The following is a 15,968-nucleotide window of genomic DNA, read 5'->3' on the forward strand; positions in this document are numbered from 1 at the left end:
GGCGCGTGGCCGGCCCTCGGCTGGGCGCGGTCGCGGGCGGCACGGCAGTCGCCGGCGGCGCCGCGGACAACGTTGCCGTTGTGCCCAGGAGGAGGTCCAGCGCGCGGGCCGCGGCCATCGCCGACGGGGCGGCGGGGGTGTGTTTCAGATGGAGGTCGTAGGCCCACACCGTCGCGGAGAGGGCCGTGGCCACCGCCAGCGCGGGGCGGCCGGCGCGGGCCGCGAGAGTCAGGCCCGCCGCGGTGAGGGCTCCGGCCGCGGTCAGAGCCGCGCCGGGGGTGATGCGGCCGGAGGGGATCGGGCGGTGCGGGCGGTCGACGGCGTCCTCCTCGCGGTCGGCCCAGTCGTTGAGCGCCATGCCCGCCTCGTACAGGCAGAGCGACGCGCCGACGGCGTACGCCGTGCCCCGGTTGGGCCTCAGCCCGGCACAGGCCGCGCCCGCGAGGGCGTCGCCGGGCACCGTGAACACCGCGGAGACACGTAGCAGTTCGGCCCAGTCACGCAAGCGGGCACGGGCCTGCCGGGTGCGGGTCATCGTGCCTCCCGCAGGCAGTCCGCAAAGGACAGCAGCGCGGTGAACTGGTCGGACAGGCCCGCCGGGCCGCCGTCCGGGTCCTTGAAGTAGAAGCCGAGCTCGGGCAGCGGCCCCGACAGGCCCGCCTCATGGGCGCGGGCCACCAGCCGGGCCAGGTCGAGGACCAGAGGGGCCGCGAGAGCGGAGTCGCAGCCCTGCCAGATGGTCTGGAGGATCATCCGGGAGCCCAGGAAGCCGTCGAAGGCGATGTGGTCCCACGCGGTCTTCCAGTCGCCGAGCGCGGGGACGTCGTCGATGTGGACCTCGCCCTCCGGCACCGTTCCGAGGGTGTCGGCGAGGACGCGTTCCTTGCCGGCGTTCTTCGCCGCGGCCGCGGCAGGGTCGGCCAGCGCCGCCCCGTCGCCGCCGCCCAGCAGGTTCGTGCCGGACCAGGCCCTCACGGTCAGGGCGCGCTGCAGGAACATCGGCGCGAGCACCGATCGCAGCAGCGTCTGGCCGGTCTTGCCGTCGCGGCCCGCGTGGGGAAGGCCACCGGCCGCGACGGCGTCCGCGAGGGCCGCGGTGCGCAGCCCCGTGGAGGGGGTGAAGTTGACGTAGGGGCAGCCGGCCCGCACGGCGGCGGCCGCGTAGAGGGAGCTGGGCGGCAGCCGTACGGCGCCCGGCTCCGGCAGGGGTTCGGTGGAGGCGACGCCCACGACGACGACGCGGGCCAGGGCGTTCCGTGAGCGGAAGGCGGCCATGTCGGCGGCGAAGGCGGCGATGAGTTCCTCGTCGCTTCGGGTGTCGCCGGCGCCGGGTCCGCCTTGCCGGATCTCCCGGTCGGCGGCCTCCAGTTCGGCCCGGACCGCTGAGGCGAGCCCGTGCGGCAGGACACCGGCCTCCGTGAGGTGTTCCGCGCGCTTGGGCAGCGGGCAGTGGGCGGTGTCGTGTCCGCCGAAGACGAGTGAGGGCAGGGTGGGCAGCCCGGTTCCGGTGAAGGCCGGCGTCTCGGTGACCATGCCGGTGGGCGGGTGCAGTCCGGCGGTGACCGCCGCGCATCCGGCGACGGCCGTGGTGGCCACGGAACCGCGTGCTCCGACGAACCAGACTCCGGTGCGTGTGTTCCCGTCTGTCACGGGCTGCCTCCCTGTCAGGTCGTTGCTGCGATGGGGTGGAGGACGGCGGGCGGGGGGTACGGCGCCTCCCCGCCCGCCGCCGGCTCGTGGGCGGCCCCGCGGTACTACGAGGGCAGCTCCTTCAACCGGATGTTCCGGAAGGACACCTGGTCGTCAGCCCCGTGGTTCTGGAGGCCGATGTGGCCGTCCGCCAGGCTGCGGGCCGGGTCGGTGTTGGTGAAGTCGTTGATCTTCACTCCGTTGAGGAAGACCCGCAGGCGCTCGCCCTTGACCCGGATCTCGTAGCTGTTCCACTGGCCGGGCGGCCGCAGGACCTGGTCACGGGCCTTGATGTTCGCCGACTTGAAGCCGTAGACCGCGCCGGTGGTGCGGTCGGCGGCGTCGGTGGCGTCGATCTGGATCTCGTAGCCCTTGTTCACCGCGGACCACGGATCGTCGGAGGCGGGGAAACCGACGAAGACGCCCGAGTTGTCGTCGCCGTCCGTCTTCCAGTCGAGCTTCAGCGAGTACGAGCGGAGCTCCTTGGCCTGGTACCAGAGCAGGCCCATGCCGCCCCGGGAGCGCAGTTCCCCGTCGACGACGTCGAACCGGCCCGGCCCGGCCTGCTTCCAGCCGTCGAGCGTCTCGCCGTTGAAGATCGTTCGGTGGCCGGTGCGCGGCCTGCAGTCGGCCTTGACCTGCCCGGTCGCGTACCGCAGCCCGCCGAGGAGGTGCTGGCGGAAGGCCGGCTCCGTGTACGACTCCTTGGTGTGGCCGCCGCCGGTGTAGAAGGCGCGGCCGCCCTCGTACGTCTGGCACCAGGCGATCGGGTGGTCGCCCTTCATGGTGCCGCCCTGATAGGTGGTCTCGTCGAGGGTGGCGAGGACGCGGGCCTGCGCACGCGGGTTGGTGCGGTAGTTGTACCACTCGTCGGTGCGCTCCCAGGGGCCGTGGACGTGCGCGGTGGCCGGATGGTCGTGGTCCTCGACGCGGACGGTCGCGGCCTGGATGTGCGGGTGCGAGTCGAAGTAGGCGCCGACGAGTCCGCCGTAGAACTCCCACTCGTACTCGGTGTCGGCCGCCGCGTGGACGCCCATGTAGCCGCCGCCGGCGGCGACGTAGTCCTCGAACGCCTTCTGCTGGTCGGCGTTCAGCACGTCGCCGGTGGTGGACAGGAAGACGACGGCGTCGTAGCGGGCGAGGTTGCCGGCGGTGAACTGGCCCGCCGCCTCGGTGGCGTCGACGGTGATGTCACCGCTTTTGCCGAGTTCCTTCAGCGCGGCGATGCCTGCCGGGATGGAGTCGTGGCGGAAGCCGGCGGTCTTGGAGAAGACCAGGACGCGCTTGGCCTTTCGGTCGACGGGGGTGTCGGAGAACGTGAAGTCGTCCACGTCGTACAGGGCTCCCGCGCCGCCCTTGAAGACCAGGAAGAGCTCGGTGGTCCTCTTCGGCACGCCTCGTAGGGGTACGTCGATGTCCTGGAACGTCTCCCAGCCGCCGGTGACGGGGACGGGCGCCGAGCCGAGGAGGTGGCCGTCCGCGGACCCGGTGCGCACCTCGAGGAAGCCGCCGGAGCCGCCGGAGGAGATCCGTGCGGTGAGCTTCTTCGCACCGCTCAGGTTGTACGGCGCGAAGGAGATCCAGTCGCCGTTGTGGATGTCGCCGACGGTCTTGCCGCCGTGGGCGGCCGCCTTGTCGAAGGTGTTGATGCCCGACTGGTCGCCGAAGTGCTCGGCCTGCCGGTGCCGGGGCTGGAGCTGCGCCTGGTCGTGGCTGGTGAGCGCGGCCTGGCCGCCGCCTCCGCCGTCGGTGTATTCGGCGTCGAGGACTCCGAAGATGTTGGCGTTCGGGTCGTGTCCGCCGTCCGCGGAGGTCTTGATGGTGCCTTCGCAGCCGTTGGCCGAGGTGATGGGGTGGCCGTGGCTGTCGTGGCCGAGGATGTAGTTGACCGTGACCTCGGCGCAGTCGATGGTTCCGTCCTCGGGGTCGGTGACGGTCACCTTGAACGGGATCTCGTCACCGAAGTCGAAGAGCGCGCCCTCGACGGGGAGTTCGAGCCTGACCTTGGGTGCGGTGTTGCCGACGACGACTCGGACGCCGGCGGAGCCGGTGCGGCCCGTCGGGTCCTTCGCGGTGACCGTCGCGGTGTAGGTGCCGTTCTCGGTGTACCGGTGGACGGGGTTCGCCTCGGTGGAAGTGGCGCCGTCGCCGAAGTCCCAGCTGTACGTGAGGGCGTCGCCGTCCGCGTCGGTGGTTCCGGCGGAGGAGAAGGTGACGCGCATCGGCGCCTGGCCGGAGGTCTTGTTCGCGGAGGCTTCCGCCACCGGGGAGCGTCCGTCGGTGGCGTTCTCGATGCGGTACAGGCCGGCGTTCTCGTCGCCGCCGAACCAGGCGGTGCCGTAGTCGAGGACGTACAGCGCGCCGTCGGGGCCGAAGGCCATGTCCATGACCTGGGTGCCGCTCCACGGGACGGGGTCGATGGACCGGACCGTGCCGTCCTCCGCCGTGTCGATGCGCTTGATCCACCGGCGGCCGAACTCACCGGCGAAGAAGTCGCCGTCGTACGCCTCGGGGAACTTCACCGGGGAGTCGAGGTCCGCGTCGTAGTGGTAGACCGGCCCGCCCATCGGGGACTCGGAGCCGCTGCCGAACTCGGGGAGCGAGCCGCCGTCGTACGGGATCCAGGCCGGCTCGGCGGGCGGCAGGTCGACGAGGCCGGTGTTGTGCGGCGAGGTGTTCTTCAGGTCGGCGCAGTCGAAGGTGGCGCCGGAGGTCTTGGTGGCGAAGTCGTAGTCGACGTACGGGTCGTTGTCGCCGGTGCAGAAGGGCCAGCCGAAGTTGCCGGGGCCGGTGACACGGGCGAACTCGACCTGGCCGGCCGGGCCGCGCTTCGTGTCGGCGGTGCCGGCGTCGGGGCCGTAGTCGCCGACGTAGAGGACGCCGGTCTTCTTGTCCACGCTGAAACGGAACGGGTTGCGGAAGCCCATCGCGTAGATCTCGGGGCGTGTCCTGTCCGTACCGGGCGCGAAGAGGTTGCCCTCGGGGATCGAGTACGAACCGTCCTCGTTCACCTTGATGCGCAGTATCTTGCCGCGCAGGTCGTTGGTGTTGCCGGAGGTACGGCGGGCGTCGTAGGCGGGGTTGCGGCCGGGGCGCTCGTCGATGGGCGTGTAGCCGTCGGAGGCGAAGGGGTTGGAGTCGTCGCCGGTCGACAGGTAGAGGTTGCCCTCGGCGTCGAAGTCGATGTCGCCGCCGACGTGGCAGCAGATGCCGCGGGTCGCCGGGATGTCGATGATCTTCTTCTCGCTGGCGTTGTCCAGTGTGCCGTCCTCGCGCAGGACGAATCGCGAGAGCCGGTTGACGCCCTCGAACGCGGCGAAGTCGGCAGCGGTGCCCTCGTTCGGCGCGTCGCCCTCCGGGGTGTCCATGGGCGGCGCGTAGTAGAGGTAAATGAATCGGTTCTGCTCGAAGTCCGGGTCCAGGCCGACGCCTTGGAGCCCCTCTTCGTCGTGCGAGTAGACGGGGACGGTGCCGACGACGCGGGTGTTGCCGGCCTCGTCCGTCATCCGCAGCTCGCCGCTGCGCGAGGTGTGGAGCACGCTGCGGTCGGGCAGCACGGCCAGCGACATGGGCTCGCCGGTCTCCTCACCGCCCTTCGCGAGAGTGACCTGCTGGAATTCCTCGGCGGCCGCGGAGACGGCCGCTTCGGGGTCGGCCGCGGACGCGGTGGTCGGCGTGGTGAGGGCCAGCGAAGTGGCGGCGAGGAGGCCGCCGGTGAGGAGTGCGAGTGCCTTGCGGCCTCTGGGCCTTGTTCGGTGCACGAATGTCCTCCGGTAGTGCCGGTCGAACGGGGCGGTGTGCCGTGGAACCGGAGTGCGCCGTCACTCCCGAACCACCTATGTCGTGTACACGAGATGGGACCGTAGCCGGGTTCGTCCTTGACCGAAAGCCCTTGTGCAGCGCCGAAGTTGAACTTCTTCCCAGCGCAGGACAAAGGCGTGCCCGGGCAGGCAGGACCGGCCCGGTGGCGACTCTCCCCACCCGGCTCGGACCTGGCCTTTTCTACTTCTCGCCGCCTGAGAAGGCGGCGTCGAAGGAGGCGGTCGGCGGCTCGAAGTCGAACCGCTTCAGATCGGCCAGCGCCTGTGGGGCTCCCATCAGCCGGTCCATTCCGGCGTCCTCCCACTCCACCGAGACGGGCCCGTCGTAGCCGATCGAGCGCAGCATCCGGAACACGTCCTCCCACGGCACGTCACCGTGCCCGGCGGATACGAAGTCCCAGCCGCGCCGCGGGTCGCCCCACGGCAGATGGGAGCCGAGGCGCCCGTTGCGCCCGTCCAGGCGCTTGCGGGCCTCCTTGCAGTCCACGTGGTAGATCCGGTCCCGGAAGTCGTACAGGAAACCCACCGGGTCGAGGTCCTGCCAGACGAAGTGGCTCGGGTCGAAGTTGAGCCCGAAGGCCGGCCGGTTGTCCACCGCCTCCAGGGCCCGCTCGGTGGTCCAGTAGTCGTAGGCGATCTCGCCGGGATGGACCTCGTGCGCGAAGCGGACGCCCTCGGTGTCGAAGACGTCCAGGATCGGGTTCCAGCGTTCGGCGAAGTCCTCGTAGCCGCGCTCGATCATCCGCTCCGGCACCGGCGGGAACATCGCGACGAGATGCCAGATCGACGATCCGGTGAAGCCGATCACGGTGTCGACACCGAAGGCCGCCGCGGCGCGCGCGGTGTCCTTCAGCTCGGCGGCAGCCCGCCGCCTCACAGCCTCGGGTTCCCCGTCACCCCAGATCCGGGCGGGCAGGATGCCCTGATGGCGCTCGTCGATCGGGTTGTCGCAGACGGCCTGGCCGACGAGATGGTTGGATATCGCCCAGCACCTGAGGCCGTACTTCTCCAGCAGGGCGTGCCGCCCGTCCAGGTACGACGGGTCGGCGAGGGCCTTGTCCACCTCGAAGTGGTCGCCCCAGCAGGCGAGTTCCAGGCCGTCGTAGCCGAAGTCCCGGGCGAGCGAGCAGACCTTCTCGAGCGGCAGATCGGCCCACTGGCCGGTGAACAGTGTGAACGGGCGTGGCATGGTGCCTCCAAATCTGATTCCTGCCGGATCGCTGCCGGACCTCAGGCCCCTACGGCGTGGACGGGTGTGTAGACGGCGCTCTTCCGGGCGCTCTCCTCCACCGCCGCGAGCACCCGCTGCACCTGGAGACCGTCGGCGAACGACGGCACCGGGTCGGTACCGGACGCGATGGCCTCCACCAGGTCGCGCGCCTGGTGGGCGAAGGTGTGCTCGTAGCCGAGCGCGTGGCCCGGCGGCCACCACGCCTCCAGGTACGGGTGCTCCGCCTCGGTGACGAGGATCCGCCGGAACCCCGCGGTCGCGGCGGGCTCGCGATGGTCGTGGAAGGACAGCTCGTTGAGCCGCTCCAGGTCGAACGCGAGTGAACCGTGCTCTCCGTTGATCTCCAGCCGCAGGGCGTTCTTGCGGCCGGTCGCCATCCGGGTCGCCTCGAACACGGTGAGCGCCCCGGACGCCAGACGGCCGGTGAAGACGGCCGCGTCGTCGACGGTGACGGGCCCACGCTCGGTACCCCCGGACCCGGTCAGGCCCGCGGAGGCGCCCTCGAGCACGGGCCGTTCCCTGACGAAGGTCTCCAGCTGTGCGGAGACGCCCACCAGCAGCTCTCCCGTAAGGAACTGCGCGACGTCGACGGCATGGGCGCCGAGGTCGCCCAGCGCCCCCGACCCCGCGTGCTCACGCTCGAGCCGCCAGGTCAGCGGGAAGTCGGGGTCGACCAGCCAGTCCTGCAGATACGTCACCCGCACATGGCGCAGGGTGCCGAGCCGGCCCTCGGCGACCAGCCGGCGGGCGAAGGTGAGCGCGGGGACCCGGCGGTAGTTGAAGCCGACCATCGCCAGCTGTCCGTTCCCCCTGGCCCGTTCGGCGGCCGCGGCCATGGCCTCCGCCTCGGCGACCGAATTGGCCAGGGGCTTCTCGCACAGGACGTGCTTGCCGGCCTCCAGGGCCGCGATCGCGATTTCCGCATGACTGTCGCCCGGTGTGCAGACGTCGACGAGCTGCACATCGTCGCGGGCCACGAGGGCGCGCCAGTCGGTCTCCGCCGCGGCCCAGCCGTGTCTGCCGGCCGCCGCCCGCACGGCGGCCGCGTCACGGCCGCCGATCGCGGCAAGGACCGGCCGCAGCGGCAGGTCGAACACGCGCCCCGCGGTGCGCCACCCCTGGGAGTGGGCGGCGCCCATGAACGCGTAACCGACCATGCCGACGCCGATGGTCGGCGGTGCGGCCTCACTGTCCCTCAGTTCCATAGCGGAATCCTCCTCGTCGGAGTCACGGTCTCTTCGGTGTGCTCGGTGGGGCGGGCAGGCCCTCGGCCGGTCAGTTGAAACCGGTGGGCAGGTACTGGTCGACGTTGTCCTTGGTGACGACGGCCGAGTAGAGGGTCAGGGAGGCCGGGATCTCCAGCTCCGCCATACCGCTGATGCCCTTGCCCTGCCCGAGCGCCCGCGCGAGGTCGACGGCGGAGGCGGCCATGGTCGGCGGGTACAGGACGGTGGCCTTCAGCACGCTGTCGTCGGCCTTGATGGCGTCCATCGCGGACTTGGCGCCCGCTCCGCCGACCATCAGGAAGTCCTTGCGGCCCGCCTGGGCGATGGCGCGCAGCGCACCGACGCCCTGGTCGTCGTCGTGGTTCCACAGTGCGTCGAACTGCGACTGGGCCTGCAGTAGCTGCGCCATCTTGGCCTGGCCGGACTCGACGGTGAACTCGGCCGCCTGGCGGGCCACCTTCCTGATGTTCGGGTAGTTCTTCAGGGCGTCGTCGAAGCCCTGGGTGCGCTGCTTGGTGAGTTCCAGGTTGTCGAGCCCGGCCAGCTCGATGACCTTGGCGTTCGGCTTGTCCTTGAGCTGCTCGCCGATGTAGTTGCCGGCGTTGAGGCCCATGCCGTAGTTGTCGCCGCCGATCCAGCACCGGTACGCCTGCGGCGAGGCGAAGATCCGGTCGAGGTTGACGACGGGGATGCCCGCCCTCATGGCCTGGAGGCCGACCTGGGTGAGCGCCTTCCCGTCGGCCGGCAGGATGACCAGGACGTCGACCTTCTTGTTGATCAGGGTCTGGACCTGGCCGATCTGGGCGGCCGTGTCGTTGGAGCCCTCGGTGATCTCCAGGGTGACGTCGGAGTACCTCTCGGCACGGGACTTGGCGTTCTGGTTGATGGCGTTCAGCCACCCGTGGTCGGCCTGCGGTCCGGCGAAGCCGATGGTGACGGCCTTGCCCGGCTTGTCGTCGGCGACGGGGGCGTTGTCCGCGGGCTGCTTCTCCGTCTTGGGCTCGTTGCTGGTGCAGGCGGTGAGCAGGGCGCCCGCGGAGACCGCGGCGGTGCCGAACAGCAGTCCTCTGCGGCTGGTGGACGGGATTTCTGGCATGACGGATCAACCCTTCAACTGGGCGGTGCGACGGGGCTGGAGAAGTGACGCGAGAGGCGAGGGACGGGAGGCAGGAGACGGGAGGCGAGAGGCCGGCGGCCGGCGCCGGCCGGCCGGCCGGCGACGGGAGACAGGAGGCGAGGGACGGGAGGCGGGAGGGCCTTCAGCCCTCGCCGGAGCCTCGCAGCGAGCGGTGCTGGACGAGTACGGCGGCGACGATGATGGCGCCCTTGGCGATCTGCTGGACGGCGCTCTCGAGGTTGTTGAGGGCGAAGATGTTGGTGATCGTGGTGAACACGAGTACGCCGAGGACGGAGCCCACGATCGTGCCGCGGCCGCCGGTGAGCAGGGTGCCCCCGATGATGGCGGCGGCGATGGCGTCGAGTTCGTAGAGGTTGCCGTTGGTGTTCTGGCCCGAACCGGCGAGGACGATCAGCATGAAGGCGGCGATACCGCAGCACAGACCGGACAGCAGGTAGAGGTAGAGCCGCTGGCGGCGGACATCGATGCCGGCGAGCCGCGCGGCCTCCGCGTTTCCGCCGACGGCGACGGTGCGGCGGCCGAAGGTGGTGCGCCCCAGAACGAGCCAGCCGATGACGGTGACGGCCGCGAAGACCAGCACCAGGGGCGGGATGCCGAGTATGAAGGCGTCCCTGATACCGAGGTCGAGCACCGAGTCGACGGTGACGATCTGGGTCTTGCCGTCCGTGATCTGCAGGGCGAGGCCCCGGGCGGAGGCGAGCATCGCGAGGGTGGCGATGAAGGGCACCATCCGGCCGTACGCGATGAGCAGACCGTTCACGAGTCCGCAGCCCACGCCGACGATCACGGCCGTGAACAGGATGCCGGCGAAGCCGAATTCCTGGGTGGCCACCGTCGTCGCCCACACGGAGGCGAGCGCCACGATCGCGCCGACGGACAGATCGATGCCGCCGCCGGTGATGACGAAGGTCATGCCGACGGTGACGACACCGATGACCGACGCCTGAGTGAGGACGAGTTGCAGATTGCTCGTGGCGAGGAACTCGTCGGGCCTGGTGACACCGCCCACCGCGACGAGCACGGCGAGGACACCGAGCAGCGACAGATTGCGGACGTCCAGGCGCAGTCCCCGCGGACGGCGTGGACCTCCCTGGCCCGGTACGGACTTGGCGGCGGGCATCGGCGCGTCCTGCTGCGCCGGGGTGGCCGGCTGCGTCATGCCGTCTCAGCTCCCTTCCATCACAAGATCGAGTACACGGTGCTCGTCGAGCTCCCGGGCGTCCGCCGTGTGCACGACGCTGCCTTCACGGATCACCAGCACCCGGTCGGCCAGGCCCAGCACTTCGGGTACTTCGCTGGATACGAGAAGTACGGCCAAACCCTCGTCGGCCAGTCGGCGGATCACCGCGTAGAGCTCGGCCCGCGCGCCGACGTCGACACCCCGGGTCGGTTCGTCGAGCAGCAGCACCTTGCAGCCGCGCAGCAGCCAGCGCGCGAGCACCGCCTTCTGCTGGTTGCCGCCGGACAGGGTGCGGATACGGGCGTCGGGGTTGTCGGGGCGCAGGGAGAGTTCCCTGGTGGCCCGCTGGGCGGCGACGCGCTCGGCACGGCGGTCGAGCCAGCCGGCGCGGGAGAAGCGCGAGAGGGACGAGACGGAGACGTTGCGGGTGACGGATTCGAGCATCAGCAGCCCCTGCGCCTTGCGCTCCTCGGGGGCGAGCCCGATGCCGGCGCGGACAGCGGCCCGTACGCTGCCGGGCCGCAGCACGGCGCCGTCCACGAGGACGCGGCCGCCGTCCGCCCTGCGCGCACCGTAGATCGTCTCCAGGATCTCGCTGCGGCCCGAGCCGACGAGCCCGGCGAGACCCACGATCTCGCCGGGTCGCAGCTCCAGGTCGACCGGGGCGAACTCGCCGCGCCGGGTGAGACCTTCGACCCGCAGCATTGGCTCCTTGCCCGCGGCGGCAGCGCCCGCCGGCCGCTCGGGGAAGACGTACTCGACGTTGCGTCCGGTCATCAGTGCGACGACGTCACGGGTCGGGGTGGACTCGGCGGGCAGTCCGACCGCGACGGCCCGGCCGTCCTTGAGAACGGTGACCCGGTCGCCGATGCGCCGGATCTCCTCGAGGCGATGGGAGATGTAGACGACGGCGACGCCGTCGGCCGTCAGGTCGCCGACGATCCGGAAGAGGTTGTCGACCTCGTCGGGGTCGAGCGCGGCCGACGGTTCGTCCATCACGATCAGGCGCACGTCGTGGGAGAGGGCGCGGGCCATGGAGACGATCTGCCGCTGGGCGGCGGACAAATCGCCGACGAGCCGCGCGCAGTCGATCTCCGGATGGCCGAGACGTTTCAGCAGTTCGGCGGTGGCGGTACGGGCTGCGGCGCCGCGGACGACGAAGCCGGCGGAGGTCGGCTCGTGCCCGAGGAAGACGTTCTCCGCGACGGACAGCCCTTCGACCAGGTCGAGTTCCTGGTAGATGGTCGCGATACCGAGGCGCATGGCGGCGATCGGCGACCTGAGCGACACGGGCTCGCCCCGCCAGGTGATCTCGCCGCCGTCGGGCTGGTGGGCACCGGCGAGAACCTTGATGAGGGTGGACTTTCCGGCGCCGTTCTGGCCGAGGAGGCAGTGGACTTCGCCGATGTGGACCTCCAGGTCCACGCCGTCCAGGGCACGGACGCCGGGGAACGACTTGGTGATGCCGGACATGGTGAGCAGGGGTGGTTCTGGTGCCATGACGAATCCCCTCGGCGGGTGCGGCCGGTGACCGGGCGGGGCGGGATGCGGGGGCGGATGCGGGGCGGGGCGGATGCGGGGCAGTGCGGGATACCGATGCGGATGCAGCCGGGTCGGGCTGCTGCGGACACTGGTGCGGGATACCGGTGCGGTGCGGGATACCGATGTGCGGGTGCCGACGGTTCTCGGCCGCCCCTGGCGTCGGGCGGGCCGGGCCTACGAGGTCGGGCGGATGGAGCGGGTGGTGAAAGCGTGGCGTGGGTGTCACGCGACCGGTGCGGGTGCTGCGCTTGTGCGGTACTGCGGGGCGATACCGGTGGTGGCGGTACCGGCAGTGATGGTGGTACCGGTAGTTGTGGCGGTACCGGTGGTGGTGCCTTACGTGTCGTCCGGCCCGGTCAGGCCGGCGAGAACAGGTGGTCGCTGATGAGCCTGGCCGCGCCGATGACTCCGGCGGCCGGCCCCAACTCGCCGAGCACGATGGGAAGATTGCCGGTGGCCAGCGGCAGGGACTGCCGGTAGACCTGGGTGCGTACGCTGGCCAGCAGCGTGTGGCCGAGACCGGTCACTCCACCACCGATGACGACGAGTCCAGGGTTGAAGAAGCTGACGAGCCCGGCGATGACTTGGCCGAGACGGTTGCCTCCTTCCCGGATGAGGTCGATGGCGGTGGCATCGCCGGCAGCGGCCGCCGCCGACACGTCCGCGGCCGTGAGGTACCCGGCCGCCTCCAGCCGGACGGCGAGTTCCACCGAGCGGCCGGCACGCGCCGCGTCCTCGGCGTCGCGCGCCAGGGCGGCCCCGCTGAAGTGGGCCTCCAGACAGCCGCGGTTGCCGCAGGCGCAGGCGCGGCCGTCCGGTTCGACCTGGATGTGGCCGATGTCGCCGGCGCTGCCGGTCGTACCGCGGTAGACGGCGCCGCCGACCACGATGCCGCAGCCGATGCCGGTGCCGATCTTGATGCAGAGGAAGTCGCCGACCGAGTGTGCGACGCCCGCGTGCTGCTCCCCCATCGCCATCAGGTTCACGTCGTTGTCGACCATGACGGGGCAGCCCAGGTCCTGACTGAGCGCCTCGCGTACGGGAAAACCGTCCCAGCCCGGCATGATCGGAGGCGCCACGGGCACGCCCTCCGGATAGCGGACCGGGCCGGGGACGCCGATCCCGGCGCCGTCGAACCCCTCCGCGAGACCGGACGCCTTGAGCTTCCCGGCCATCGACAGCACCTGCTCGAAGACGGCGACGGGGCCCTCGCGGACGTCCATGGGGTGGTTGAGGTGCCCCAGGACCTCCAGCTCCGCGTTGGTGACGGCGACGTCGATCGAGGTGGCGCCGATGTCGACGCCGAGGAATCGGAGCGCGGGCGCGAGCCGGATGTTGTGCGAGCGACGCCCGCCCCTGGAGGCGGCGAGCCCGTCGGCGACGACGAGCCCGGTCTCCAGCAGCCGGTCCACCTCGACGGCGAGCTTCGAACGGGACAGGTCCACCTGATCGCCGAGCTGCGCACGGGAGTTGGGCCCTCCGTCACGCAACAGGCGCAGCAGTCGCGCCTGATGCGCGTTCGCGGGTCGAGCGGTCATCCGTCTCACGTACCCCTCCCCTCCCCTGGCCTGCGGCCGGGGACCCGGTCGGCCGTCTCCGTCGGGCTTTCGAGGGGAACGTAGCAGCGCTTTACCGAGCTGGGAAGAACTTGCGCATAGATCCGACCCGACTTTTCCCACACTCGAGACAAAGCCTGGCGACGCGGCCGTCGTCCTAGGCATGTCGCCGACCCTTGCCGAGCACGTTGACGGCAGCCACGCCAGGGGCATCGGCGGCACGGCGGGCACCTCCCCCCAAGGACCGGGCCCCCTGCACCGCATAGGGACTGTCTTCGCGAAGGTCGACGGCTCAATGCCCAGCCCACTCCAGGCCGTGGGCCGCCCGCTGCACATGCACTCCGGAGCGAGAGTCAGAATCGCCACCCTGGTCGCGACCGCCGCCGTCGCCCCCGTCGAGACACCGGACGCCACGCTCACCACCCCCGCCCCACACCGGCCTCGCCAATCTCCGTGGGACCATCCCCGCGGGTGCGGGGAGCACGAGTTCCCGCGTGTGAAGGACAAGTCCGAGTCGGGACCATCCCCGCGGGTGCGGGGAGCACTGACGGCGTCAGGGCTCTGCCGGGTGGCAGTGGGGACCATCCCCGCGGGTGCGGGGAGCACCACCCTTACTCTGTTGCTGCTTGTTGCGCATCGGGACCATCCCCGCGGGTGCGGGGAGCACGTCGTCAAGACACTGCCGACCATCACCCGATGGGGACCATCCCCGCGGGTGCGGGGAGCACACCTCATGACGCGCGTCGTCCGCCTCCGGGTCAGGACCATCCCCGCGGGTGCGGGGAGCACGCCGCGATCGCGTCGCGCAATGTGCCCTTACCGGGACCATCCCCGCGGGTGCGGGGAGCACCAGGAGTGGGCGGCGATGGACGATCCGGAGGCGGGACCATCCCCGCGGGTGCGGGGAGCACGCCCTCCACGCTGGGTCCAAAGCCGCCAACCGGGGACCATCCCCGCGGGTGCGGGGAGCACAGCTGGTTCGTGGCGTACTGCGTCCACTGAGCGGGACCATCCCCGCGGGTGCGGGGAGCACAAGACGAAGTCGTTGGAGTCGGCGGGCGTCTCGGGACCATCCCCGCGGGTGCGGGGAGCACTCGTCAGGACGTGCGTCCCGCTACCGCCGACCGGGACCATCCCCGCGGGTGCGGGGAGCACACTGCGTGACCTGCGGCTTAATCGCGGCGGCAGGCTGTTCTGCCTCAGTTTCACCGATTCAGACGAAACAGCAACAATGGCCACGATTCCTCGTCAGCCCCTGCCGTACCGCCGCCGTTTCGCCGCGTTGCTCCAGCCCTTGCGCTGGGTGTTCGCGGCGTCCGAGGCGCTCTGGGCGCTGGGGCGGCGGATCAGAGTGAGGCCCTCGTGGTCGACCGGGTGCCAGGCGTGGTCGTGGGTGCGGAAGGTGAAGCCCTGTTCGTTGTTCGTGGTGTGGGCGAGGAGGGCTCGGCCCCGGTCGGCGTACTGCTGGACCTCGTCCCAGAGCAGGTCGCGGATCCGTGCGGACGGGTTGCCGATGAAGACGCCGGCGGAGATCTCCAGCAGCCAGCGGGTGAGGAAGCCTCGCAGGCCGGGTGGGCAGTTGGTGAGGACGATGACGGTCACCAGGTGAGCTCCGGGTCGTCGTGGTCATCATGGCCGTCGGTTCCGCTGCCGTAATTGCGGCCGGCCGTGACGGTGTGGCCGCCGTCGCTCTGGAGTGCGACGACGTCGAGATCGTCGTTCGCCGCTCCGGCCGCGGGAGTCTCCGGCAGCAGGAGGCGTTTGATGTCGTTGACGCAACGGTCCAGCAGGGACATGTCGTTGATGCGGTCCCGCAGCGCCCGACGGGTGCGTGGGCCGACGTCCTCCTCGTCCTCGGCAGCGACGTCGAAGGCGAGCGGGATGCCGATCTCCGTCTTGTACAGGTCAGCGATGTCCAGGACGAAGGAGAGTTCGTGGCCGGAGTGGACGAAGCCGAGGGCGGGGCTGCAGCCGAGCGAGGCGACGACCGCATGGGCGATTCCGTACATGCACTGGGCGGCGGCGGTGACGGCCTGGTTGACCGGGTCGCCGCTGGAGAAGTCGCCGGGGGTGTAGCGACGGCCGCGCCAGGGGATACCGGTACGGGCGGACTGGGCGCGGTAGCAGTTCTTGACGCGGCTGCCTTCACGGCCGAGGAGTTCCTGGCGGGTGAGGCCGGCGGGGTCTTCGTCGGGGAAGCGCAGGCGGTACATGGCGCGGGCGACGGCGAGTCGGCTGCGCGTGTTCGCCCACTGCACGGCCTGGGCCTCGGCGAGGGCGGAGGAGCGCGTGAGGGCGCGACCGCCGGCGTAGTAGCGGACGCCTTGTTCCCCCACCCAGCAGACGGCGGCGCCCGTCTCGCCGAGGACGCTCATGGCTTGGTGGGTGATGCGCGTGCCCGGCCCGAGAAGCAGGGTGCCGATGGTCGCCGACGGGATGTGGGTGGTGCCGTCGGCGTCGTCGGCGGTGATGGCGTTGGCGTCCCGGTGCACCGTGCAACGTTCGAGATAGATGAACGAGAGCCGTTCGCCGGTGCGGGTGAGCTGACGCGGCGTGAGCGCGGCGCGCTTCGAGACCGTGGTCAC

At 71.0% G+C, this 15,968-nt stretch carries 11 protein-coding genes and 1 CRISPR repeat array; all 11 genes read right to left on the reverse strand.

Going from position 1 to position 15,968, the window contains the following annotated elements; translation table 11 throughout:
• The coding region (locus AB0903_RS29390) for a UbiA family prenyltransferase (RefSeq protein WP_366707759.1) at positions 1-535 on the reverse strand (535 nt) is incomplete at its 3' end.
• Positions 532-1,650, reverse strand: a complete 1,119-nt coding sequence (locus tag AB0903_RS29395) for an inositol-3-phosphate synthase (RefSeq protein ID WP_366707760.1) — start codon at positions 1,648-1,650, stop codon at positions 532-534. The genes AB0903_RS29395 and AB0903_RS29390, both read right to left, overlap by 4 nt.
• Positions 1,651-1,754: 104 nt before the next feature.
• Positions 1,755-5,450, reverse strand: a complete 3,696-nt coding sequence (locus AB0903_RS29400) for a ThuA domain-containing protein (RefSeq protein WP_366707761.1) — start codon at positions 5,448-5,450, stop codon at positions 1,755-1,757.
• Between the two features lie 241 nt (positions 5,451-5,691).
• Positions 5,692-6,699 (reverse strand): sugar phosphate isomerase/epimerase family protein, encoded by a 1,008-nt coding sequence (locus tag AB0903_RS29405; RefSeq protein ID WP_366707762.1) that lies wholly within the window; start codon positions 6,697-6,699, stop codon positions 5,692-5,694.
• 41 nt (positions 6,700-6,740) lie between these two features.
• Positions 6,741-7,946, reverse strand: coding sequence for a Gfo/Idh/MocA family oxidoreductase (locus tag AB0903_RS29410; protein WP_366707763.1), 1,206 nt, complete (start codon positions 7,944-7,946; stop codon positions 6,741-6,743).
• Between the two features lie 70 nt (positions 7,947-8,016).
• Complete coding sequence (locus tag AB0903_RS29415) at positions 8,017-9,063, reverse strand: substrate-binding domain-containing protein (protein WP_366707764.1); 1,047 nt, start codon at positions 9,061-9,063, stop codon at positions 8,017-8,019.
• A gap of 163 nt (positions 9,064-9,226) precedes the next feature.
• Positions 9,227-10,264, reverse strand: a complete 1,038-nt coding sequence (locus tag AB0903_RS29420) for an ABC transporter permease (RefSeq protein ID WP_366707765.1) — start codon at positions 10,262-10,264, stop codon at positions 9,227-9,229.
• Between the two features lie 6 nt (positions 10,265-10,270).
• Positions 10,271-11,785 (reverse strand): sugar ABC transporter ATP-binding protein, encoded by a 1,515-nt coding sequence (locus AB0903_RS29425; protein WP_366707766.1) that lies wholly within the window; start codon positions 11,783-11,785, stop codon positions 10,271-10,273.
• A 398-nt stretch (positions 11,786-12,183) separates the two neighbouring features.
• A complete protein-coding gene (locus AB0903_RS29430; RefSeq protein WP_366707767.1) occupies positions 12,184-13,365 on the reverse strand; it encodes an ROK family transcriptional regulator in 1,182 nt (393 codons plus the stop codon).
• A 473-nt stretch (positions 13,366-13,838) separates the two neighbouring features.
• A CRISPR array of direct repeats spans positions 13,839-14,538; the repeat unit is 29 nt; unit sequence GGGACCATCCCCGCGGGTGCGGGGAGCAC.
• Positions 14,539-14,631: 93 nt separating this feature from the next.
• Positions 14,632-14,985, reverse strand: a complete 354-nt coding sequence (cas2e, locus tag AB0903_RS29435) for a type I-E CRISPR-associated endoribonuclease Cas2e (protein WP_366707768.1) — start codon at positions 14,983-14,985, stop codon at positions 14,632-14,634.
• Entirely contained in the window at positions 14,982-15,968 is a 987-nt protein-coding gene (gene cas1e, locus AB0903_RS29440; protein WP_366707769.1) for a type I-E CRISPR-associated endonuclease Cas1e, read from the reverse strand. Before cas1e ends, cas2e begins: the two co-directional genes overlap by 4 nt.

This window comes from Streptomyces sp. NPDC048389 (assembly GCF_040706335.1).
GTDB lineage: Bacteria > Actinomycetota > Actinomycetes > Streptomycetales > Streptomycetaceae > Streptomyces.